This is a genomic window from Shuttleworthella sp., from assembly GCF_057251025.1.
In genome coordinates this window covers 11,957-30,970 of record NZ_DBHIDN010000011.1, presented here as the reverse complement: position 1 = coordinate 30,970, position 19,014 = coordinate 11,957, and the positions used below count along the sequence as shown (strand labels likewise).

General features: G+C 54.3%; 32 protein-coding genes. 30 read left to right on the top strand and 2 right to left on the bottom strand.

The genetic code is table 11. From position 1 onward, the window contains the following. Positions 1-42 precede the first annotated feature (42 nt). Complete coding sequence (locus ACO5R6_RS04325; RefSeq protein ID WP_485625958.1) at positions 43-984, top strand: magnesium transporter CorA family protein; 942 nt, start codon at positions 43-45, stop codon at positions 982-984. On the opposite strand, the gene ACO5R6_RS04320 is transcribed toward ACO5R6_RS04325, so the two are convergent. Continuing rightward, on the bottom strand, positions 935-1,861 hold the full coding sequence (locus ACO5R6_RS04320) for a class I SAM-dependent methyltransferase (RefSeq protein WP_485625957.1): 927 nt from the start codon (positions 1,859-1,861) through the stop codon (positions 935-937). The genes ACO5R6_RS04325 and ACO5R6_RS04320 overlap by 50 nt on opposite strands. A 465-nt stretch (positions 1,862-2,326) precedes the next feature. Here ACO5R6_RS04320 and rpsJ point away from each other — a divergent pair, with 465 nt between their 5' ends. The 24 genes from rpsJ to infA all read left to right on the top strand — a co-directional run bounded on the left by rpsJ (position 2,327) and on the right by infA (position 13,940). Next, positions 2,327-2,644: a 30S ribosomal protein S10 gene (gene rpsJ, locus ACO5R6_RS04315; protein ID WP_485625956.1), complete on the top strand. Its 318-nt coding sequence runs from the start codon at positions 2,327-2,329 to the stop codon at positions 2,642-2,644. Between the two features lie 72 nt (positions 2,645-2,716). Next, complete coding sequence (gene rplC / locus ACO5R6_RS04310) at positions 2,717-3,400, top strand: 50S ribosomal protein L3 (RefSeq protein WP_485625955.1); 684 nt, start codon at positions 2,717-2,719, stop codon at positions 3,398-3,400. Positions 3,401-3,427: 27 nt separating this feature from the next. Beyond that, on the top strand, positions 3,428-4,048 hold the full coding sequence (rplD, locus tag ACO5R6_RS04305; RefSeq protein WP_485625954.1) for a 50S ribosomal protein L4: 621 nt from the start codon (positions 3,428-3,430) through the stop codon (positions 4,046-4,048). Continuing rightward, positions 4,048-4,350: a 50S ribosomal protein L23 gene (gene rplW / locus ACO5R6_RS04300; protein WP_485625953.1), complete on the top strand. Its 303-nt coding sequence runs from the start codon at positions 4,048-4,050 to the stop codon at positions 4,348-4,350. The genes rplD and rplW overlap by 1 nt, the downstream gene beginning before the upstream one ends. An 80-nt stretch (positions 4,351-4,430) precedes the next feature. Continuing rightward, complete coding sequence (gene rplB / locus ACO5R6_RS04295) at positions 4,431-5,273, top strand: 50S ribosomal protein L2 (RefSeq protein ID WP_485625952.1); 843 nt, start codon at positions 4,431-4,433, stop codon at positions 5,271-5,273. A gap of 10 nt (positions 5,274-5,283) precedes the next feature. Continuing rightward, positions 5,284-5,565: a 30S ribosomal protein S19 gene (gene rpsS / locus ACO5R6_RS04290; protein ID WP_485625951.1), complete on the top strand. Its 282-nt coding sequence runs from the start codon at positions 5,284-5,286 to the stop codon at positions 5,563-5,565. A 30-nt stretch (positions 5,566-5,595) separates the two neighbouring features. Further along, entirely contained in the window at positions 5,596-5,982 is a 387-nt protein-coding gene (rplV, locus tag ACO5R6_RS04285; protein WP_485625950.1) for a 50S ribosomal protein L22, read from the top strand. Positions 5,983-5,996: 14 nt separating this feature from the next. Continuing rightward, positions 5,997-6,653 carry a 30S ribosomal protein S3 gene (gene rpsC / locus ACO5R6_RS04280; RefSeq protein WP_485625949.1) on the top strand — a complete coding sequence of 219 codons (657 nt, stop codon included), beginning with the start codon at positions 5,997-5,999 and terminating at the stop codon, positions 6,651-6,653. A gap of 2 nt (positions 6,654-6,655) precedes the next feature. Next, positions 6,656-7,087, top strand: coding sequence for a 50S ribosomal protein L16 (gene rplP / locus ACO5R6_RS04275; protein WP_485625948.1), 432 nt, complete (start codon positions 6,656-6,658; stop codon positions 7,085-7,087). After that, on the top strand, positions 7,084-7,290 hold the full coding sequence (rpmC, locus tag ACO5R6_RS04270; RefSeq protein WP_485625947.1) for a 50S ribosomal protein L29: 207 nt from the start codon (positions 7,084-7,086) through the stop codon (positions 7,288-7,290). Before rplP ends, rpmC begins: the two co-directional genes overlap by 4 nt. Positions 7,291-7,323: 33 nt before the next feature. Continuing rightward, positions 7,324-7,581: a 30S ribosomal protein S17 gene (rpsQ, locus tag ACO5R6_RS04265; RefSeq protein WP_485625946.1), complete on the top strand. Its 258-nt coding sequence runs from the start codon at positions 7,324-7,326 to the stop codon at positions 7,579-7,581. A gap of 16 nt (positions 7,582-7,597) precedes the next feature. After that, a complete protein-coding gene (gene rplN / locus ACO5R6_RS04260) occupies positions 7,598-7,966 on the top strand; it encodes a 50S ribosomal protein L14 (protein ID WP_485625945.1) in 369 nt (122 codons plus the stop codon). A gap of 11 nt (positions 7,967-7,977) precedes the next feature. Continuing rightward, entirely contained in the window at positions 7,978-8,289 is a 312-nt protein-coding gene (gene rplX / locus ACO5R6_RS04255) for a 50S ribosomal protein L24 (RefSeq protein ID WP_485625944.1), read from the top strand. A 17-nt stretch (positions 8,290-8,306) separates the two neighbouring features. Next, positions 8,307-8,846, top strand: coding sequence for a 50S ribosomal protein L5 (rplE, locus tag ACO5R6_RS04250; protein ID WP_485625943.1), 540 nt, complete (start codon positions 8,307-8,309; stop codon positions 8,844-8,846). A gap of 19 nt (positions 8,847-8,865) precedes the next feature. Next, entirely contained in the window at positions 8,866-9,051 is a 186-nt protein-coding gene (locus tag ACO5R6_RS04245; protein WP_485625942.1) for a type Z 30S ribosomal protein S14, read from the top strand. Between the two features lie 21 nt (positions 9,052-9,072). Continuing rightward, positions 9,073-9,474, top strand: a complete 402-nt coding sequence (rpsH, locus tag ACO5R6_RS04240; RefSeq protein WP_485625941.1) for a 30S ribosomal protein S8 — start codon at positions 9,073-9,075, stop codon at positions 9,472-9,474. Between the two features lie 60 nt (positions 9,475-9,534). Further along, the gene (gene rplF, locus ACO5R6_RS04235) at positions 9,535-10,074 is read left to right on the top strand and encodes a 50S ribosomal protein L6 (RefSeq protein ID WP_485625940.1); all 540 of its coding nucleotides are present in this window, start codon (positions 9,535-9,537) and stop codon (positions 10,072-10,074) included. Between the two features lie 18 nt (positions 10,075-10,092). Next, positions 10,093-10,461 carry a 50S ribosomal protein L18 gene (rplR, locus tag ACO5R6_RS04230; protein ID WP_485625939.1) on the top strand — a complete coding sequence of 123 codons (369 nt, stop codon included), beginning with the start codon at positions 10,093-10,095 and terminating at the stop codon, positions 10,459-10,461. Between the two features lie 13 nt (positions 10,462-10,474). Next, positions 10,475-10,984 carry a 30S ribosomal protein S5 gene (rpsE, locus tag ACO5R6_RS04225; protein ID WP_485625938.1) on the top strand — a complete coding sequence of 170 codons (510 nt, stop codon included), beginning with the start codon at positions 10,475-10,477 and terminating at the stop codon, positions 10,982-10,984. 14 nt (positions 10,985-10,998) lie between these two features. After that, complete coding sequence (rpmD, locus tag ACO5R6_RS04220) at positions 10,999-11,181, top strand: 50S ribosomal protein L30 (protein WP_485625937.1); 183 nt, start codon at positions 10,999-11,001, stop codon at positions 11,179-11,181. Between the two features lie 15 nt (positions 11,182-11,196). Then, complete coding sequence (gene rplO / locus ACO5R6_RS04215) at positions 11,197-11,637, top strand: 50S ribosomal protein L15 (RefSeq protein ID WP_485625936.1); 441 nt, start codon at positions 11,197-11,199, stop codon at positions 11,635-11,637. Position 11,638: 1 nt separating this feature from the next. Continuing rightward, the gene (gene secY / locus ACO5R6_RS04210; RefSeq protein WP_485625935.1) at positions 11,639-12,952 is read left to right on the top strand and encodes a preprotein translocase subunit SecY; all 1,314 of its coding nucleotides are present in this window, start codon (positions 11,639-11,641) and stop codon (positions 12,950-12,952) included. Positions 12,953-13,063: 111 nt separating this feature from the next. Continuing rightward, complete coding sequence (locus ACO5R6_RS04205; protein WP_485625934.1) at positions 13,064-13,720, top strand: adenylate kinase; 657 nt, start codon at positions 13,064-13,066, stop codon at positions 13,718-13,720. 1 nt (position 13,721) lies between these two features. Then, positions 13,722-13,940 carry a translation initiation factor IF-1 gene (gene infA / locus ACO5R6_RS04200; protein ID WP_485625933.1) on the top strand — a complete coding sequence of 73 codons (219 nt, stop codon included), beginning with the start codon at positions 13,722-13,724 and terminating at the stop codon, positions 13,938-13,940. A 199-nt stretch (positions 13,941-14,139) separates the two neighbouring features. Here infA and ACO5R6_RS04195 read toward each other — a convergent pair whose 3' ends face one another. Continuing rightward, on the bottom strand, positions 14,140-15,939 hold the full coding sequence (locus tag ACO5R6_RS04195; protein WP_485625932.1) for an acyltransferase family protein: 1,800 nt from the start codon (positions 15,937-15,939) through the stop codon (positions 14,140-14,142). A gap of 305 nt (positions 15,940-16,244) precedes the next feature. Between ACO5R6_RS04195 and rpmJ the strand changes: the two genes are divergently transcribed. The 5 genes from rpmJ (at position 16,245) to ACO5R6_RS04170 (ending at position 19,014) form a co-directional block, all read left to right on the top strand. Beyond that, positions 16,245-16,358 carry a 50S ribosomal protein L36 gene (rpmJ, locus tag ACO5R6_RS04190; RefSeq protein ID WP_485625931.1) on the top strand — a complete coding sequence of 38 codons (114 nt, stop codon included), beginning with the start codon at positions 16,245-16,247 and terminating at the stop codon, positions 16,356-16,358. Positions 16,359-16,596: 238 nt separating this feature from the next. Then, complete coding sequence (gene rpsM / locus ACO5R6_RS04185; protein WP_485625930.1) at positions 16,597-16,965, top strand: 30S ribosomal protein S13; 369 nt, start codon at positions 16,597-16,599, stop codon at positions 16,963-16,965. 33 nt (positions 16,966-16,998) lie between these two features. Next, positions 16,999-17,391 (top strand): 30S ribosomal protein S11, encoded by a 393-nt coding sequence (gene rpsK / locus ACO5R6_RS04180; protein ID WP_006906488.1) that lies wholly within the window; start codon positions 16,999-17,001, stop codon positions 17,389-17,391. Positions 17,392-17,409: 18 nt separating this feature from the next. Further along, complete coding sequence (rpsD, locus tag ACO5R6_RS04175) at positions 17,410-18,003, top strand: 30S ribosomal protein S4 (protein ID WP_485625929.1); 594 nt, start codon at positions 17,410-17,412, stop codon at positions 18,001-18,003. Positions 18,004-18,051: 48 nt separating this feature from the next. After that, on the top strand, positions 18,052-19,014 hold the full coding sequence (locus tag ACO5R6_RS04170; protein WP_485625928.1) for a DNA-directed RNA polymerase subunit alpha: 963 nt from the start codon (positions 18,052-18,054) through the stop codon (positions 19,012-19,014).

The following is a 19,014-nucleotide window of genomic DNA, read 5'->3' as shown; positions in this document are numbered from 1 at the left end:
TGCGGCAGAAGAGAAGGCCGTAGAAGAGAATGGGCGGATGAGATGATCAATTACTATCGAACGGATGACAGCATCATTCGGGAACTTAAGACCTACGACGAGGGGGCCTGGGTCAAGCTGACCGACCCCAGTGCCGATGAGTGTCTGGAGATCGCAGACCGCTTTCAGATGGATGTGGCGGATGTCCGGGCGGCTCTGGATGATGAGGAGTCGTCGAGAATCAGTCTGGAAGATGGCTACACCCTGATCCTGGTGGACATCCCGACGGCGGAGATCCGCAATAAAAGGCCCTCCTATAAGACCATCCCCCTTGGCATCCTGCTCAGGGAGGACGTGGTCATCACGGTCTGCGCCGAGGAGACCGCAGTTCTCCGGACCTTCATCGACCAGCGCATGAAGGTGTTCTCAACGAAGAAACGGATGCGGTTTGTCTATCAGATCCTCTACAATTCCAATATCGTCTACCAGTCCCTCCTGCGGACCATTGACCGCAAGCGGACGGAGATTGAGGGGCGGATCAACGACTCCACGGGCAATGCCGACCTCTTCGACCTGCATGAGCTGGAGTCCAACCTGGTCTACTTCGCGACGTCCCTTCGGGCCAACTCCATGGTCTTAGACCGGCTGACCCGCTACGGCCGCCTCCAGCAGTTCCCGGAGGACCGGGAGTTGCTGGAGGATGTCATCATTGAGAACCGGCAGGCGATCGAGATGACCGGAATCTACCGGGATATCATCAACGGGACGAGGGAGCTGGTCTCTACGGTGATCAACAACCGCCTGAATGATGTCATGAAGATTCTGACCTCGGTCACCCTGATCCTGGCGATTCCGACCATTGTATCGGGGATCTACGGGATGAACGTGGATGACAGGTGGATGCCTCTGTCCCACGCGCCGCATGGCTTTACGGTGATTATCCTGATCACCATGGTCATTTCTGTCCTGATCGCATGGCTGCTTCATCGCAAGAAGATGCTGTAAAGCGGCCGCTGGCGCCGCAGGGAAGGACAAGCCCGCTGGAGGAGACAGGAAGGCCGATCTCCTCTGCCCGGACCCGGCCGTCAAAGGAGGCCAGGGCGCTTGCGATCATATAGTGCAAGACTGCCGGCTGCAGGCCGGTTGTGTAGGAATTGACCAGGAAGAAGAGGGGGTCGTCCTTTAAGATCTTTGCCGCAAGGCAGATCAGGGGGTAGATCTGGTCTTCAATCTTCCAGATCTCTCCCTTGGGGCCCCTCCCATAAGAAGGAGGGTCCATGATGACGGCGTCATAGCGCCTGCCCCGGCGGATTTCCCGCTCGACGAATTTGGTGCAGTCGTCCACCAGCCAGCGGATCGGAGCCTGGTCCAGGCCGGAGGCGGCGGCATTCTCTCTCGCCCAGGTCACCATGCCCTTGGAGGCGTCCACATGGGTGACAGCGGCTCCTGCCTTGGCTGCGGCCAAGCTGGCACCGCCGGTGTAGGCGAAGAGGTTCAGGACCCGGATCTCCGCGTCGGGCCTGGCCTTTTTGCGGGCTCGGATGAGCTCGGAGAACCAGTCCCAGTTGGCGGCCTGCTCCGGGAAGAGCCCGGTGTGTTTGAAGGAGAAGGGCTTGAGATGAAAGGTCAGCCGTCCGGCAGCAGGAAGCGTATAGGAGATCTGCCATTCCCGGGGCAGGTCGAAGAACTCCCACTCGCCGCCCCCCTTCTTGGACCGGTGGTAGTGGGCGTTGAGCCGGCTCCAGTGGGGGTCCCTGCGGGCCGTGTCCCAGATGACCTGGGGGTCGGGGCGGAGGAGGGTGTAGTCCCCCCAGCGCTCGAGCTTCTCTCCCCCGGAGCAGTCATATACTTCGTAGTCTTCCCAGCGATCTGCCAGCCACATAGCCAGTCCCTTTCCTCTGATACAAGCGGGTTCTCACTCTTCGAAATGAGCGGTCTTTCGTTCCTATTTATATGATTCTTCTATAAAAATGCTTTTTGTTTCCCAAAATGCTCTTTCGTTTCCGAGACGGCTATGAGTATAGCACAGGTGAGCGGTGAAAGCCCGGACATAGAATGTTCTTCAAAAAAAACAAAACTTATTCACTCTTGCTTGTCATTCGGTCGAAATTCATGTATAGTTACTCTTGCTGTGACATTGATAGCGTTGAAGCGTGAGGTTGCTGCCCTTTGTGGCAGGTTTTCCGTGGAGCGAATGTCAAGTTAGGAAACTGGCGACAAGTCACTGTATCACAATCAAAGGTCTGCCGCGGGCAGAAACCACGTGTGTTTTCAATAGGACACGCACGGAAATGTGTACAGTCACCGCTTGTCGTACTGAAGAAGTGCGAAGGAGGCGACTTTTTTTATGGCAGCACAGGTAATGAGAATCACTCTGAAGGCGTATGATCATGAGCTGGTTGATTCATCAGCCAAGAAGATCATCGATACTGTGAAGAAGAACGGAGCAGAGGTGAGCGGACCCGTACCCCTTCCGACCAAGAAGGAAGTAATTACGATTCTGCGCGCCGTACACAAGTACAAGGATTCCAGAGAGCAGTTCGAGCAGAGAACGCACAAGAGACTCATCGATATCCTGACCCCGACCCAGAAGACGGTTGATTCACTGTCACGTCTTGAGATGCCGGCCGGTGTCTACATCGATATCAAGATGAAGAACAAGTAATGAGAACAGACGACTGTTCTAGGATGAATACGGCAGCTGCCGTATTCCGCTGTAGATGACAGGAGGTTAACAATGAATAAAGCAATCTTAGCTACCAAGATCGGGATGACCCAGATCTTCGACGAAGAGGGGATCCTGATTCCGGTTACCGTACTTCAGGCAGGCCCCTGCCCCGTCACCCAGGTCAAGACCATCGAGAATGACGGCTATGAGGCTGTCCAGGTCGGCTTCGTGGATAAGAAGGACAAGATCAACACCAAGGATGCCTCCGGCAAGAAGGAAATCCACCACAGACATGGGGTGAACAAGCCGCTCAAGGGCCATTTCGAGAAGGCGGGCCTGTCAGGAAAGAGATATGTCCGTGAGTTCCGTTTCGAGAATGCGTCCGAGTACAAGCCGGGCGACGAGATCAAGGCGGACATCTTCGCGGCGGGCGACAAGGTTGACGCAACCGCCATCTCCAAGGGTAAGGGATTCCAGGGCGCCATTAAGAGGCTGGGACAGCACAGAGGCCCCATGGCTCACGGCTCCAAGTTCCACCGCCACCAGGGTTCCAACGGCGCTGCGTCCGATCCCTCTAAGGTATTCAAGGGCAAGGGTATGCCCGGCCACATGGGTAGCGTTAAGGTGACCATCCAGAACCTTGAGGTTGTTAAGGTCGATGCTGAGAACAACCTGCTCCTGATCAAGGGTGCTGTTCCCGGACCGAAGCAGTCCTTAGTTACCATTAAGGAAAGCACCAAGGTTAGCAAGTAAGTAAGAGAGGAAAGGAGAGCTTTAACGATGGCTAAAGTATCCGTATTCAATATGGAGGGCAAGGAGGTCGAGCAGATTGAGCTTGCGGATTCCGTATTCGGTGTAGAAGTAAATGAACACTTAGTACACATGGCTGTTCTGCAGCAGCTGGCCAACCTGCGCCAGGGCACGCAGAAGGCCAAGACCAGGTCCGAGGTGCGCGGCGGCGGCCGCAAGCCCTGGAGACAGAAGGGAACCGGTCATGCCAGACAGGGTTCTACCAGGTCTCCCCAGTGGACCGGCGGCGGCGTTGTGTTCGCCCCCACGCCCCGGGACTATTCCTTCAAGCTCAACAAGAAGGAGAAGAGAGCGGCTCTCTTGTCAGCCCTGACCAGCCGCCTGCAGGAGCAGAAGCTCATTGTTGTTGACGAGCTTGCTTTTGACGAGATCAAGACCAAGAAGTTCGCAGAGATGCTCAAGAACCTGAACGTAGAGAAGGCACTTGTAGTTCTGGGCCAGGATGATGACAAGGCAATCGCCTCCGCAAGGAACATTCCCGACGTCAAGACGGCGCAGACCAACAGCATCAATGTTTACGACATCCTCAAGTACAACACCCTTGTTGTCACCAAGGAGGCTGTTCAGTCGATCGAGGAGGTATATGCATAATGGCTAACGTACAGTTCTATGACGTAATCCTCAAGCCTCTCTTAACAGAGAAGTCTATGAGCGGCATGGCAAATAAGGAGTACACCTTTCTGGTACACCCCGAGGCCAACAAGACCATGATCAAGGAAGCGGTCGAGAAGATGTTTGACGGCGTGAAGGTCGCCAGAGTCAACACCATCAACTATGACGGCAAGACCAAGAGACAGGGCAGGGGCCCTCTCGGCAAGACGGCCAAGTCCAAGAAGGCAATCGTCAAGCTTACAGAGGACAGCAAGGATATCGAGGTATTCACCGGCCTGTAATAGAGAAACCGGAACCATGGTTCCGCAAGTATGTGCAGTGAAGCACGCGAATAAACACAGCAATGTGAAAGGAGTTTTTCGTGGGAATTAAGACTTATAACCCATATACACCTTCCAGAAGAAACATGACCGGCTCTGATTTCGCTGAAATCACCAAGAGCACTCCGGAGAAGAGCCTGACCTCCTCTCTGAAGAAGCATGCAGGAAGAAACAACCAGGGTAAGATCACCGTTCGTCATCACGGCGGCGGCAACAGACGCAAGTACAGGATCATCGACTTCAAGAGATTCAAGGATGATGTGCCCGCCAAGGTCATCGGCATCGAGTATGACCCCAACCGCACGGCCAACATCGCCCTGATCGTCTACGCGGACGGCCAGAAGGCCTATATCCTGGCTCCCGCCGGCCTGACCGACGGCATGACCGTTATGAACGGCGCGAATGCCGAGATCCGTCTGGGCAACTGCCTCCCCCTGGAGAAGATCCCTGTAGGTACCATGATCCACAATATTGAGCTCTATCCCGGCAAGGGTGGGCAGCTGGTTCGGTCTGCCGGCAACGCAGCCCAGCTGATGGCCAAGGAGAACGGCTTCGCAACCCTTCGTCTCCCCTCCGGTGAGATGCGGATGGTCCGCCTGGAATGTCGTGCTACCATCGGCGTAGTCGGCAACGGAGACCACTCCCTGATCAAGATCGGTAAGGCCGGACGTAAGCGCCATATGGGTATCCGCCCGACTGTCCGCGGTTCTGTCATGAACCCCAACGACCATCCCCATGGTGGTGGTGAGGGTAAGGCTCCCGTCGGACGTCCCGCGCCTTCAACGCCTTGGGGCAAGCCTGCTCTGGGCCTGAAGACCAGAAAGAAGAACGCAAAGTCGAACAAGCTTATCGTAAGAAGACGCGACGGTAAGGCAATCAAGTAAGGAGGATACAATGGCACGTTCATTAAAGAAGGGACCATTTGCTGACGAGAGCTTATTGAAGAAGGTTGACGCGATGAACGCTTCCGGCGACAAGGCTGTGATCAAGACCTGGTCTCGCCGTTCCACCATCTTCCCGAGCTTCGTGGGACATACATTCGCAGTCTACGATGGCCGCAAGCATGTTCCCGTATATGTAACCGAGGATATGGTAGGACATAAGCTTGGCGAGTTCGTAGCCACCAGAACCTTCCGCGGCCACAAGGGCAACGAGAAGAAGACCGGTGCCAGATAAGCGTAATATTCGAAAGGAGGTTTCCACACCATGGCAAGAGGACATAGATCCCAGATCAAGCGTGATAGAAACGAACAGAAAGATACAAGACCTTCAGCTAAGCTTTCCTATGCCAGAATTTCCGTCCAGAAGGCTTGCTTCGTATTAGACGCCATCCGCGGCCTCGACGTACAGACCGCTCTCGGCGTTGTGACGTATAACCCCAGATATGCTTCCGGCGTTGTCGCGAAGCTCTTGAAGAGCGCAATCGCCAATGCGGAGAATAATAACGGCTTAAATGTCAATGACCTCTATGTCGCTGAGGCCTATGCCAACCAGGGCCCCATCATGAAGCGTATCAGACCCAGAGCACAGGGCAGAGCTTATTGCATCGAGAAGCGCATGTGTAACATCACCCTGGTACTGGACGAGAAGTAAGAAGGAGGAATGACATGGGACAGAAAGTTAATCCCCACGGCTTGAGAGTCGGCATTATCAAGGACTGGGATTCCAGATGGTATGCGGAGAAGGAGTTCGCTGACTTCCTCGTTGAGGACCACACCATCCGCGATTTCCTCAAGAAGAAGCTCTACGGCGCCGGGATTTCCAAGGTCGAGATCGAGAGATCCTCTGACCGCGTTAAGGCAATTGTATATACGGCCAAGCCCGGTGTTGTGATCGGCAAGGGCGGCGCCGAAATCGAGAAGATCAAGGCTGAGGCTCAGAAGCTGACCAAGAAGAAGCTCCTGATTGACATCAAGGAAGTGAAGAGACCGGACAAGGACGCCCAGCTCGTCGCAGAGAACATCGCGCAGCAGCTTGAGAACCGTGTCTCCTTCCGCCGCGCCATGAAGTCCACCATGAGCCGGTCCATGAAGACCGGGATCAAGGGGATCAAGACCATGTGCTCCGGCCGTCTGGGCGGCGCTGATATCGCCCGCAGCGAGTCCTACAACGAGGGCACCATTCCCCTTCAGACCCTGCGCGCGGATATTGATTATGGCTTTGCTGAGGCGGATACGACTTACGGCAAGGTCGGCGTCAAGGTATGGATCTACAAGGGAGAGGTTCTTCCCTCCAAGAATAAAGCAGAAGGAGGCGCTCGCTAATTATGTTAATGCCTAAGAGAGTAAAGCATCGCAAGCAGTTCCGCGGCAGTATGGCCGGAAAGGCAACGCGCGGTAATAAGATTACAAACGGTGAGTATGGTCTTGTGGCTATCGAGCCCTGCTGGATCAAGTCCAACCAGATCGAGGCGGCCCGTGTCGCCATGACCCGTTACGTAAAGCGTGGCGGTAAGATCTGGATCAAGATCTTCCCCGACAAGCCCGTTACGGCCAAGCCCGCCGAGACTCGAATGGGTTCCGGTAAGGGCGCCCTGGAGTACTGGGTTGCTGTTGTCAAGCCGGGTCGAGTAATGTTCGAGATCTCCGGTGTACCTGAGGAGACCGCCAAGGAGGCTCTTCGTCTTGCAATGCACAAGCTGCCCTGCAAGTGCAAGATCCTTTCCAAGGCAGACTTAGAAGGCGGTGAGAACGAATGAAGACGAATACATTTGTTACAGAATTAAAATCCAAGTCTCTTGTTGAGCTCAATGCCCAGCTTGAGGATGCTAAGAAGGAACTTTTCAATCTGAGATTCCAGAACGCAACCAATCAGCTTGAGAATACCAGTCGCATCAAGGAGGTTCGCAAGAACATCGCCCGCATCCAGACTGTGATCACTGAAGCCAGGAAGAATCAGTAAGATTCGATCTTAGATTGAGAGAGGAGAACAATCGTGGAAGAAAGAAATCTTAGAAAGACACGCCAGGGCGTTGTTGTCAGCGATAAGATGGATAAGACGATCACAGTTGCGATCAAGGATAATGTAAAGCATCCTCTGTATGGCAAGATCGTGAAGAAGACCTACAAGCTCAAGGCGCATGATGAGAACAACGAGGCCCGTGAGGGCGATACCGTTCGCGTAATGGAGACCAGGCCCCTGTCCAAGGACAAGAGGTGGAGACTTACGGAGATCGTAGAGCGCGCGAAGTAATATAGGAGGCTACATTATGGTACAGCAGGAAACTAGATTAAAAGTAGCCGACAATACCGGTGCGAAGGAACTGCTTTGCATCCGTGTTCTGGGCGGCTCTACAAGAAGATATGCAAATGTCGGTGACATCATCGTTGCTTCCGTCAAAGGCGCAACACCCGGTGGAGTTGTCAAGAAGGGCGACGTTGTGAAGGCGGTCGTTGTTCGCTCCGTCAAGGGCATGCGCCGCAAGGATGGCTCCTACATCCGCTTTGATGAGAATGCTGCCGTGATCATCAAGGATGACAAGACTCCCGTAGGAACCCGTATTTTCGGACCCGTAGCAAGAGAGCTTCGTGACAAGAAATTCATGAAGATCGTGTCTCTGGCTCCCGAAGTGCTGTAAGGAGGATTACGATGGCTACAATGAAGATTAAGAAAGGCGATATGGTTCGCGTGATCGCCGGTGCGGATAAGAACAATGAGGGCAAGGTCCTCTCCGTGGATCCCAAGAAGGGGCGGATCGTCGTCGAGGGAATCAACATCATCAAGAAGCACACCAAGCCCAGCATGACCAATCAGGCCGGCGGCATCATCGAGGAGGAGGCCCCGATCGACATCAGCAATGTAATGCTCTTGGTTGGCGGCAAGGCGACTCGCGTCGGCTTCAAGGTAGAAGATGGCAAGAAGGTTCGCGTTGCCAAGGCAACCGGCGAAGTGATCAAATAAAGAAGGAGGCCATTTCGTTGAGTAGATTAAAGGATCAGTATCAGAACGAGATCATCGAGGCGATGATCAAGAAGTTCGAGTACAAGAATAAAATGGAAGTCCCCAAGCTCTCTAAAATCGTCCTGAATATGGGCGTCGGCGAAGCCAAGGAGAACGCCAAGGTTCTTGAGAGCGCGGTGAAGGACATGGAGACCATCACGGGCCAGCATGCGGTCACCACCAAGGCCAAGAAGTCCGTCGCAAACTTCAAGCTCCGTGAGGGCCAGGCAATCGGCTGCATGACGACGCTTCGCGGCGAGAAGATGTATGACTTCATGGACCGGCTGGTGAATCTGGCACTTCCCCGTGTGCGTGACTTCCGCGGGGTCAACCCCGATTCCTTCGACGGCAGAGGGAACTATGCCCTTGGGATCAAGGAGCAGATTATCTTCCCTGAGATTGAGTACGACCAGGTGGACAAGGTCCGCGGCATGGACATCGTATTCGTTACAACTGCAAAGACGGATGAAGAGGCACGCGAGCTCCTGAGGCTCTTCGGCATGCCTTTCGCGAAGTAATTCAGGAGGAATATATTACATGGCTAAGACATCTATGAAGGTTAAGCAGCAGCGCGAGCCCAAGTTCTCCACCAGAGAATACTCCCGCTGCAGGATCTGCGGTCGTCCTCACGCGTATCTCAAGAAGTATGGCATCTGCAGAGTTTGCTTCCGCGAGCTGGCATACAAGGGCGAGATTCCCGGCGTTAAGAAGGCATCCTGGTAAGCAGAAGGAGGAATTTGAATCATGACTATGAGCGATCCTATCGCAGATATGCTTACGAGAATTCGTAACGCGAACACTGCAAAGCACGACACGGTTGACGTTCCGGCATCCAAGCTGAAGGTCGCAATCGCCGGCATCTTGGTTGACGAGGGATACATCGCCAAATACGATCTGGTTGAGAACGGCGCCGGCAAGAACATCCACATCACGATGAAGTACAATGCGAACAAGACCGAGAAGATCATCACCGGCATTAAGAGAATCTCTAAGCCGGGCCTGCGCATTTACGCCGGCAAGGAGGAGATCCCCTATGTACTGGGCGGCCTCGGAATCGCTATTTTAAGTACCAACAAGGGCATCCTGACCGACAAGCAGGCCCGCAAGGAGCAGGTCGGCGGCGAGGTTCTCGCCTTTGTTTGGTAATCAGACAAGAAGAGATCTATGACAATGGCGTAAGCCAGTATAATTTTAGGAGGTACGGGCATGTCACGTATTGGAAGAATGCCAATCGCAATTCCTGACGGTGTAACCGTAGAGATTGCAGAAAATAATCATGTGACGGTGAAGGGTCCCAAGGGAACGCTTGAGAGAGATCTGCCGGCAGAGATGACCATTGCGCTGGAGGGATCGGAGCTGAAGGTTTCAAGACCCAACGATTTGAAGAAGATGAAGGCCCTCCATGGTCTGACCAGATCCCTGCTCAACAACATGGTTCTGGGCGTCAAGGACGGCTTTACCAAGGTACTTGAGGTCAACGGCGTAGGTTACAGGGCCGTTAAGAAGGGCAAGGAGCTGACACTCCACCTTGGTTACTCTCATCCGGTTGTGATGGTTGACCCCGACGGGCTTGAGACAAGCCTTGAGGACAACAAGATCAAGGTCTCCGGAATTGACAAGGAGGCGGTCGGTCAGTATGCAGCCGAGATCAGATCCAAGAGAGCTCCAGAGCCATATAAGGGCAAGGGTATCAAGTATGCTGATGAGACGATTCGTCGTAAGGTCGGCAAGGCCGGTAAGAAATAAGTAAAGGAGTGAAGCACAATGATTACGAAGAAATCCAGGACGGAAGTCCGTGTCAAGAAGCACAGAAGAATACGCAACACTCTTTCCGGAACCGCCGCAAGACCGCGTCTGGCCGTATTCAGGAGCAATAATCATATGTATGCGCAGGTGATTGACGATGAGGCGGGCAAGACCCTTGTCTCCGCATCGACGCTTGACGCAGATGTCAAGGCTGACCTCGAGAAGACGAACAATGTAGAAGCAGCTGCAAAGCTTGGAACCGTAATTGCCAAGAGGGCAATCGACGCTGGTGTCAAGGAAGTCATCTTTGACAGAGGAGGCTTCATCTATGCAGGTAAGGTAGCGGCATTGGCTGATGCTGCAAGAGAAGCTGGTCTGGAATTCTAAGAGGAGATAACACATGAAGCGTACGATTATTGACCCCAGTCAGATGGAGTTGAACGAGAACGTAGTTGCGATCAAGCGTGTCACCAAGGTTGTTAAGGGTGGACGTAACATGCGCTTCGCAGCTCTGGTGGTTGTCGGAGACGGCAACGGCCATGTTGGCGCAGGTCTTGGCAAGGCGACTGAAATTCCCGACGCCATCCGCAAGGGCAAAGAGGATGCAACCAAGAACCTCATTGAAGTAAAGCTGGATGAGAACAAGTCCATTACCCATGATATTACGGGTAAGCACACCGGTGCTTCCGTCCTGCTCAAGAAGGCTCCCGACGGAACCGGTATCATCGCAGGCGGCCCCGCGCGTGCGGTCTGTGAGCTTGCGGGAATCGCGAACATCCGTACCAAGTCCCTGGGTTCATCCAACAAGCAGAATGTAGTCCTGGCAACGATCAATGCACTGAGCCAGCTGAAGAGTCCCGAAGAGGTCGCTAAGCTCCGCGGCAAGTCCGTTGAAGAGATTGTCGGTTAAGGAGGGATAGGAAGATGGCGAATATGTTAAAGGTTACACTTGTAAAGTCCCCCATCGGCAGTGTTCCCAAGAACAGAAAGACGGTTGAGGCACTTGGACTTCACAAGATGCATCAGACAGTTGAGCTCCCTGACAATGCGGCCGTTCGCGGCATGGTTCGTCACGTAGCCCATCTGGTCAAGGTAGAGGAAGCATAATAGGAGGTGGCAGAAATGGATTTATCCACTTTAAGACCTGCGGAGGGCGCAACCTTCAGTGATGCGGGCAGAAGAGGCCGCGGACACGGTTCAGGCAACGGCAAGACGGCAGGTAAGGGCCATAAGGGACAGAAGGCCAGAAGCGGCGCCCCGAGACCCGGCTTTGAGGGCGGCCAGATGCCCATTTTCAGAAGACTTCCCAAGAGAGGCTTCAAGAACCGCAACAGCAAGCAGATCGTAGCGATTAACGTATCTGCCCTTGAGGTGTTTGATAACGACGCTGTCGTAACCGTAGCAAGCCTCAAGGAAGCCGGAATCATCAAGAAGGAGCTTGACGGAGTCAAGATTCTCGGTACCGGCGATCTGACCAAGAAGCTCGAGGTCCGGGTGAATGCGTTCTCCGCATCCGCCAAGGAGAAGATCGAGGCACTTGGCGGTAAGGCAGAGGTGATCTGATATGTTGAAGACACTCCACAACGCGTTTAAAATCAAGGATATTCGCAGGCGGATCTGGTTCACTCTGATGATCCTGGTGGTTGTCAGGATGGGCTCCATGATTCATCTGCCCGGCGTTAAGGGAGATGTATTCAATAATTTGTTCTCTTCTACGGGGGGAGCATCTGATTTCCTGGATGCAATCACGGGCGGATCGCTCAGTCAGATGTCGATCTTCGCCTTAAACATCACGCCGTATATCACATCATCCATCATTATGCAGCTTCTGACCATTGCCTTCCCGGCTTTGGAGGAGATGCAGAGGGATGGAGAACAGGGCCGGAAGAAAATGACCCGCATTACGCGCTACCTGACCGTTGGCCTGGCCCTGGGAGAGTCTCTGGCCATGGCGATCGGATTTGGCCGGGGCGGTTATCTGGTCCAGTACAATGCCCTGTATGTGTTTGAAGTCGTTGCCGCTCTGACGGCCGGCTCAACGATCCTCATGTGGCTGGGAGAGCGAATCACGGATCGGGGCGTCGGCAATGGAATCTCCATTGTCCTCGTCATCAATATCATCTCCCGGATTCCGACGGATCTCCAGAAACTCTTCAAGCAGTTCATCAGCGGAAAGGCAATGGCCAATGCGGTCTTCGCCGGCCTGCTCATTGTCCTGATTATCCTGGCAGTCGTTGTCATGACAGTATATCTGCAGGATGCAGAGCGGAAGATTCCGGTTCAGTATTCCAGAAAGATCGCCGGACGGAGAAGCGTGGGCGGGACGACCAGCCACATCCCGCTCAAGGTAAACACGGGCGGTGTCATTCCCGTCATCTTCGCCCAGTCTCTGATGCAGACGCCGGTCATCCTCGCTGCCCTCTTTGGCAAGGGAAACGGCAACGGCATCGGGTCCAAGATCTTAAAGCTCCTGTCCCAGTCCCACTGGTTCAACACGAGTGAGTGGATCTACACCATCGGCGCGGCGATTTACGTTGTCCTGATCATCGCTTTTGCGTATTTCTATACGACGATCACCTTCAATCCGCTGGAGATCGCGGACAACATCAAGAAGCAGGGCGGCTTCATTCCGGGTATTCGTCCCGGCAAGCCGACCAGTGACTATCTCAGCAGAATTCTTCGCTCGATCATTCTGATCGGCGCGATCGGCCTGACCATTGTCACTATGCTTCCGATTATTTTCAACGGACTGTTCAACGCCAATGTATCATTCGGCGGTACGTCTTTGATTATTATTGTCGGCGTTGTCATCGAGACCCTCAAGCAGGTCGAATCACAGATGATGGTTCGCAACTACAAGGGTTTCCTGAACAACTGATGTCCGGATGGAGATATGGTCGCAAGATCGTATCTCCATGCTTTTTATTCACAGCAGTCGATTGCCGGCAGTCTGTGCCTGCTCGATTGCGGGAAATGGGAGAATATATCGATGAAGATCATTATGCTGGGGGCACCCGGCGCGGGCAAGGGAACGCAGGCCAAGCAGATCGCTTCGGCCTATGGAATTCCGCATATCTCTACGGGAGATATCTTCCGCGCCAACATCAAGAATAAGACCGCTCTGGGCCAAAAAGCCAAGGCCTACATGGACGCCGGAAACCTGGTCCCGGATGAGCTGACCTGCGATCTGGTGATGGATCGGATCCGGCAGGAGGACTGCAAGAAGGGATTTATCCTGGACGGGTTCCCAAGGACCATTCCCCAGGCGCAGGCCCTAAGACAGGCTCTGGTCGACGGGGGAGAACACATGGACTTCGCGATCAATGTCGATGTCCCGGATGAGAATATCGTAAGGCGCATGTCCGGAAGACGGGTCTGCCCCGCTTGCGGCGCAAGCTATCATCTGGTCTCACTGCCGCCCAAGCAGACGGGGATCTGCGATGACTGCGGTTCGGAGCTGATCCAGAGAGCGGATGACAGCGAGGAGACCGTGGCCAACCGCCTCCGGGTCTATCACGAACAGACCCAGCCCCTGATCGACTTCTATGAGGAAGAGGGGATTCTCAAGACCGTGGACGGAACGCGGCCCATGGAAGAGGTTTTTGCGCAGATCAAGGCGATTCTCGGCGACGAATTGGAGGTATAGAATGTCGAAAGCAGATGTGATTGAGGTTGAGGGCAAGATCTTAGAGAAGCTTCCCAACGCCATGTTTTCTGTGGAGCTGGAGAACGGGCATCAGATCCTGGCCCATATCAGCGGAAAGCTCAGGATGAACTATATCCGAATCCTCCCCGGCGATAGGGTGACGGTCGAGATGTCACCCTATGACCTGACCAAGGGCAGAATCATCTGGAGAGACAAGTGATCGGAAGAATCGCATAGGACGAAGCGAACGAAGACCCGAGATAAGAAGACCTAAGAAAAAAGGACTCAAGAAAAGACCTTGCACTTCCTCTTTGAGAGGAGGGGCAAGGTCTTCTTTGTCTTGACGCGCCCGGCGGCAGGGAAAGCACCGTGGCGTCTGCGATCCCATAGGGCCTTAGAGCCCGCGGGCGGACTTGACCTCAGAGCCCGCAGGCGGACTTGAGGAAGGCGGCGTAGGCTTTCTGGCCGTCTGGCTTCAGATGAATCCCATCGGAGTAGAACCAGTCGGTATGGCCCTTGGCATAGGAGGCCCAGTCGACCAGGCTGACATTGGCATTGGCCTCTGCCAGGGCTTTGATGGTGGCATTGCACTGGCCTGTCCAGGGAGCGCTCGGAGCGTAGACATTGACCCAGTAGATCTTGCGGTCGGAGCCAAGCCGGTCGATGAGCTCCTGACCGACATTCTGGCGGAAGGATCCGTTGGTGCCCAGGTGGAGGATGACGGTATCGCCCAGGAGGTTTTTCTCTTGGAGGGAGCGGACGACTTCGTCGGCGGCCCGGACCTGGCGGGAGATCTTCCCGTCGATGTAGATGCCCGGGATCTGGGCGGCAAGGGCGCCGGAGGCATCCAGCATGACGGAGTCGCCGATGGCGGTCACAGATCCGGCCTTGGATTGGGAATCCGAGGAGGGGTGATTGGATTCGGATGACTGGCCTTTGGAGGCCCCTTTTTGGGCGTTGGCATTTCTCTGTGCCTGCAGCGCCTCCTGCTTCTTCAGATTCTCCTCCAGCTGCTTTTGGTCTGCCTCAAGAGCGGCAATGGCCCGGCTGCTAAGCCGCCACTGATAGGCGCCGACGAGGATGCAGAGGGCAAGAAGGGCGAGAAGGACAGCCCTTCCGGCCATCCGCCGGGGCCTCTCCCCCGCAAAGAGCTTGAGGAACTTCTGCTCCAAGAGATAGAGTAGGGCGGAGAGGAGGCCGATGACGCAGAGACTGAGCAAAGGCCAGAGAGGGCTGTGAGAGTCCTTGCTGCAGTGGTTGACAAAGAAGAGGACCGGATACATGACCAGGTAGATCAGGTAGCTGGCCCGACCGATGGCCGAAAGGGGAGGAAGTTCGAGAAGGCGTCCCAGGGAGGAGGGCATCCAGACCACCATGAGCATGAGGACGGCAAAGAGGATACTTGCCAGCTGCATGAGGCCGCGGTAGTTGGCGGCAGAGGACCCGTCCAGGGTCAGGCAGAGGCAGAGGAGGCCCAGGAAGGAGAGGGACGAGACCACATATCCGGCCGCGGGATAGACCTTCAGGAAGGCGCGGGGCTTCCGAACGGGGAGGAAGGCCGCGGCCATCCCCAGGAAGAAGGAGAAGGCGCGGGTATCGGTCCCGTAATAGATGCGGGAGGGGTCCCGGTCGGGCCGGTAGAGGAGGCCGGCCTCCAGCATAGAGAGGATGGCCAGAAGAAGCAGGGACCAGAAACAGACCCTGCGCAGGCCGAAGCGCTTGATGCGGGAACGGATGCGGCCCAGCAGGACCAGGAGGAGGGGCCAGAGGAGATAGTACTGGATGGTCAGGCCCAGGAACCACAGATGGGTGAAGGGGGAGCTGTTAGCCAGGCGGGCGAAGTAGCTGGAGTTCTGGGAGATCTGCCACCAGTTATTGATGCCGAGGAGGATGCTACCGATCTCTGGCAGGATCCGCTTCGGATAAGAGGGGTAGAGGAGGATCAGGGCCAGGCATGACAAGAGGATGACCGCAAGGAGGGAGGGATAGAGGCGGAGGACCTTCTTCTTATAATAAGTGCGGAAATCAAAGGCCTCTCCCCGGACGGCGCCCGGGTTCCTGACCAGGCTCAGGTAGCCCATGAGGGTGAAGAAGAGGGTGACGCCGAGGTAGCCGCCGGGAACCGACTGCGGAAGAAGGTGATAGAGGACAATGCCCGTGATTGCCAGGGCACGGAGCCCGTCCAGGCCCAGAATACGTCCGCGAGCTGTCGTTTGCATGATGATATCTCCTGAAGAAACAATGATGAGATGATGAATTCTATCCGGTACTGATTCTATAGTATAGCACGGATACTAGATCTTGTAGAGAGGAGGGCGGGATCGGGTTCTGATCCCCCATATGCCCCAAAGGCCTATTTTACGCGGTTTCTCGTTGACATACGGGGGGCGGGATGGTATCATAGCCCTTAGGCGCTTTTGGAAAGAAGGCTCTAAGTGCGCCCTTTTTCAGGGAAAATCAGCAACTAACCCATGCCTTAAAAAGCCCTGAATCGGCGTAAAACCAACGAGAGGAGGAAGAATCTGTGAAGGTAAGATCGTCTGTCAAGCCGATTTGCGAGAAGTGCAAAGTCATTAAGAGAAAGGGTCGGATCAGAATCATCTGCGAGAACCCTAAGCACAACCAGAGACAGGGATAATCGAAGATTCCCTACATTTTTAAGTGCGGCTGCAGCCGACCGGTGATAGAACGGACCGGCTGATCAAGAGTTCCGGGCATACCATACCGAGTGTCCGGGAGAATATCGCGAGAGCGAAATGCAGGACCTGTGACATACACACATTTCAGGCCGGGCGACCGGAGCTGTATGGAGCAGAGACTGCTTATACTGATAACGGATACGGATGTATCCAGTTTTTTATGGAGGTTCAATACACATGGCTCGTATCGCAGGTGTAGATTTACCAAGAGAAAAGCGAATTGAAGCTGGTTTAACTTACATTTACGGAATCGGCAGAGCTAGCTCAGGCGCAGTGCTTGCGTCCGCAAATGTGGATCCGGATACTCGCGTCAAGGATCTGACCGATGAGGAAGTTAAGAGAATCAGCAACGCGATTGAGGAGACTCTCACAGTCGAGGGTGATCTCAGAAGGCAGACCGCTCTTGATATCAAGAGACTGCAGGAGATCGGCTGCTATCGGGGCAAGCGCCATCGTCAGGGCCTGCCCGTCCGCGGTCAGAAGACCAAGACCAACGCCAGAACCCGCAAGGGCCCCAAGAAGACCGTTGCTAACAAGAAGAAGTAATCGCATAACGAGAAAGTAGGTTAGTTAGACATTATGGCTAAAGTGACAAGAAAAGTTACGAAGAAGCGCGTAAAGAAAAACGTTGAACACGGACAGGCACATATCCAGGCATCTTTCAATAACACCATTGTTACTCTGACGGATGCGCAAGGGAATGCTCTCTCATGGGCCAGTGCCGGCGGTCTCGGATTCAGAGGTTCAAGGAAATCTACTCCCTATGCTGCACAGATGGCGGCTGAGACTGCCACCAAGGCGGCTCTCCCCCATGGCTTAAAGACAGTGGATGTCTTTGTCAAGGGACCCGGATCAGGCCGCGAGGCTGCAATCCGCGCACTTGCTGCCGCCGGATTGACCGTACAGAGCATCAAGGATGTGACTCCCGTTCCCCATAACGGCTGCCGTCCCCCCAAGCGTAGAAGAGTTTAATTAGGAGGTTCATCGAAGATGGCTATTGATAAAACACCAGTCCTTAAGAGATGCAGGTCCCTTGGTTTGGACCCGGTATTCTTAGGCGTAGACAAGAAGTCCAAGAGGCAGCCCCGCAACTCTCGCCGCAAGGTCTCTGAGTACGGGAAGCAGCTGAAGGAGAAGCAGAAGGCCAAGTTCATCTACGGCGTTCTGGAGAAGCCCTTCCGCAATTATTATAAGCTGGCCGATGTCAAGAAGGGGCAGACCGGTGAGAACCTGATGATCATTCTCGAGTCCCGCCTGGATAATGTCGTATTCCGCCTCGGATGGGCCCGCACCCGCCGCGAGGCAAGACAGATCGTCGATCACAAGTTTGTTGCCGTCAACGGCAAGAAGGTCAACATTCCCTCTTACCTGGTCAAGGCCGGCGATATTGTCGAGATCGTAGAGAAGAAGAAGACCATCCAGCGCATGAAGGATATCGTCGAGGTTACCGGCGGCCGCCTTGTTCCCGATTGGATCGAGGATGACAAGGAGAACTTCAAGGCTAGCATCAAGGAGCTTCCGACCAGAGATCAGATCGATGTTCCAGTCGATGAGATGCAGATCGTCGAGTTGTATTCTAAGTAATTAGATGCTGTAGCAAGACCTTGCACAATCGATAGGGAGGGCATGTAAATGCTGGATTTCAAAAAACCAAACATTGAGATCGCCGAGATTTCTGATGATAAGAAGTATGGCAAGTTCGTCGTAGAACCCCTGGAGAGAGGTTACGGAATCACCCTTGGCAATTCTCTGCGCAGAATTATGCTCAGTTCTATGCCCGGCGTTGCGGTAACGCAGATCAAGATTGAGGGCGTTCTGCACGAATTTAGCTCGATCCCTGGAGTGAAGGAAGATGTCACTGAGATTATCCTGAACATCAAGCAGCTGGCCATCAGAAGCAACAGCCAGACGGATGAGGCCAAGGTCGCATACATCGAGTATGAGGGCGAGGGAACCGTCACCGCGGCGGATATTCAGGTGGATTCCGATATTGAAATCGTGAATCCGGATCTGGTGATCGCACATTTGAACGGCGGCTCTGACTGCAAGCTCTACATGGAACTGACCATCAACAAGGGAAGGGGCTATGTCTCTTCTGACAAGAACAAGACAGAGGATACCCCCATCGGCGTGATCGCTGTCGATTCTATCTACACCCCTGTAGAGCGCGTCAACATGAAGGTCGAGAATACGCGTGTCGGCCAGGTGACAGATTATGACAAGCTGACCCTGGAAGTCTGGACCAACGGAACCATAGGCCCGGATGAGGCGGCAAGCCTTGCCGCCAAGGTGCTCTCCGAGCACTTGAACCTCTTTATCGATCTCTCCGAGAGCACGAAGAATACAGAGGTTATGGTAGAGAAGCCGTCCGCAGATACGGCGAGCATGAAGATGATGAACATTGATGAGCTCGAATTATCTGTCCGCTCTTACAACTGCCTGAAGAGGGCCGGGATCAACACCGTCGAGGAGCTTGTCAACAAGACTCCCGAGGATATGATGAAGGTCCGCAATCTGGGACGCAAGTCTCTGGAGGAGGTTCTCCAGAAGCTGCAGGAGATGGGTCTCTCTCTCAGACAGACTGAGGAGTTGTAA

Bases quoted from the DNA above. Each gene is read 5' to 3' on its own strand.
- ACO5R6_RS04325 (WP_485625958.1), top strand. From the start codon at position 43: ATGATCAATTACTATCGAACGGATGACAGCATCATTCGGGAACTTAAG.
- ACO5R6_RS04320 (WP_485625957.1), bottom strand. From the start codon at position 1,861: ATGTGGCTGGCAGATCGCTGGGAAGACTACGAAGTATATGACTGCTCC.
- rpsJ (WP_485625956.1), top strand. From the start codon at position 2,327: ATGGCAGCACAGGTAATGAGAATCACTCTGAAGGCGTATGATCATGAG.
- rplC (WP_485625955.1), top strand. From the start codon at position 2,717: ATGAATAAAGCAATCTTAGCTACCAAGATCGGGATGACCCAGATCTTC.
- rplD (WP_485625954.1), top strand. From the start codon at position 3,428: ATGGCTAAAGTATCCGTATTCAATATGGAGGGCAAGGAGGTCGAGCAG.
- rplW (WP_485625953.1), top strand. From the start codon at position 4,048: ATGGCTAACGTACAGTTCTATGACGTAATCCTCAAGCCTCTCTTAACA.
- rpsS (WP_485625951.1), top strand. From the start codon at position 5,284: ATGGCACGTTCATTAAAGAAGGGACCATTTGCTGACGAGAGCTTATTG.
- rplV (WP_485625950.1), top strand. From the start codon at position 5,596: ATGGCAAGAGGACATAGATCCCAGATCAAGCGTGATAGAAACGAACAG.
- rpsC (WP_485625949.1), top strand. From the start codon at position 5,997: ATGGGACAGAAAGTTAATCCCCACGGCTTGAGAGTCGGCATTATCAAG.
- rplP (WP_485625948.1), top strand. From the start codon at position 6,656: ATGTTAATGCCTAAGAGAGTAAAGCATCGCAAGCAGTTCCGCGGCAGT.
- rpmC (WP_485625947.1), top strand. From the start codon at position 7,084: ATGAAGACGAATACATTTGTTACAGAATTAAAATCCAAGTCTCTTGTT.
- rplN (WP_485625945.1), top strand. From the start codon at position 7,598: ATGGTACAGCAGGAAACTAGATTAAAAGTAGCCGACAATACCGGTGCG.
- rplX (WP_485625944.1), top strand. From the start codon at position 7,978: ATGGCTACAATGAAGATTAAGAAAGGCGATATGGTTCGCGTGATCGCC.
- ACO5R6_RS04245 (WP_485625942.1), top strand. From the start codon at position 8,866: ATGGCTAAGACATCTATGAAGGTTAAGCAGCAGCGCGAGCCCAAGTTC.
- rpsH (WP_485625941.1), top strand. From the start codon at position 9,073: ATGACTATGAGCGATCCTATCGCAGATATGCTTACGAGAATTCGTAAC.
- rplF (WP_485625940.1), top strand. From the start codon at position 9,535: ATGTCACGTATTGGAAGAATGCCAATCGCAATTCCTGACGGTGTAACC.
- rplR (WP_485625939.1), top strand. From the start codon at position 10,093: ATGATTACGAAGAAATCCAGGACGGAAGTCCGTGTCAAGAAGCACAGA.
- rpsE (WP_485625938.1), top strand. From the start codon at position 10,475: ATGAAGCGTACGATTATTGACCCCAGTCAGATGGAGTTGAACGAGAAC.
- rpmD (WP_485625937.1), top strand. From the start codon at position 10,999: ATGGCGAATATGTTAAAGGTTACACTTGTAAAGTCCCCCATCGGCAGT.
- rplO (WP_485625936.1), top strand. From the start codon at position 11,197: ATGGATTTATCCACTTTAAGACCTGCGGAGGGCGCAACCTTCAGTGAT.
- secY (WP_485625935.1), top strand. From the start codon at position 11,639: ATGTTGAAGACACTCCACAACGCGTTTAAAATCAAGGATATTCGCAGG.
- ACO5R6_RS04205 (WP_485625934.1), top strand. From the start codon at position 13,064: ATGAAGATCATTATGCTGGGGGCACCCGGCGCGGGCAAGGGAACGCAG.
- infA (WP_485625933.1), top strand. From the start codon at position 13,722: ATGTCGAAAGCAGATGTGATTGAGGTTGAGGGCAAGATCTTAGAGAAG.
- ACO5R6_RS04195 (WP_485625932.1), bottom strand. From the start codon at position 15,939: ATGCAAACGACAGCTCGCGGACGTATTCTGGGCCTGGACGGGCTCCGT.
- rpsM (WP_485625930.1), top strand. From the start codon at position 16,597: ATGGCTCGTATCGCAGGTGTAGATTTACCAAGAGAAAAGCGAATTGAA.
- rpsK (WP_006906488.1), top strand. From the start codon at position 16,999: ATGGCTAAAGTGACAAGAAAAGTTACGAAGAAGCGCGTAAAGAAAAAC.
- rpsD (WP_485625929.1), top strand. From the start codon at position 17,410: ATGGCTATTGATAAAACACCAGTCCTTAAGAGATGCAGGTCCCTTGGT.
- ACO5R6_RS04170 (WP_485625928.1), top strand. From the start codon at position 18,052: ATGCTGGATTTCAAAAAACCAAACATTGAGATCGCCGAGATTTCTGAT.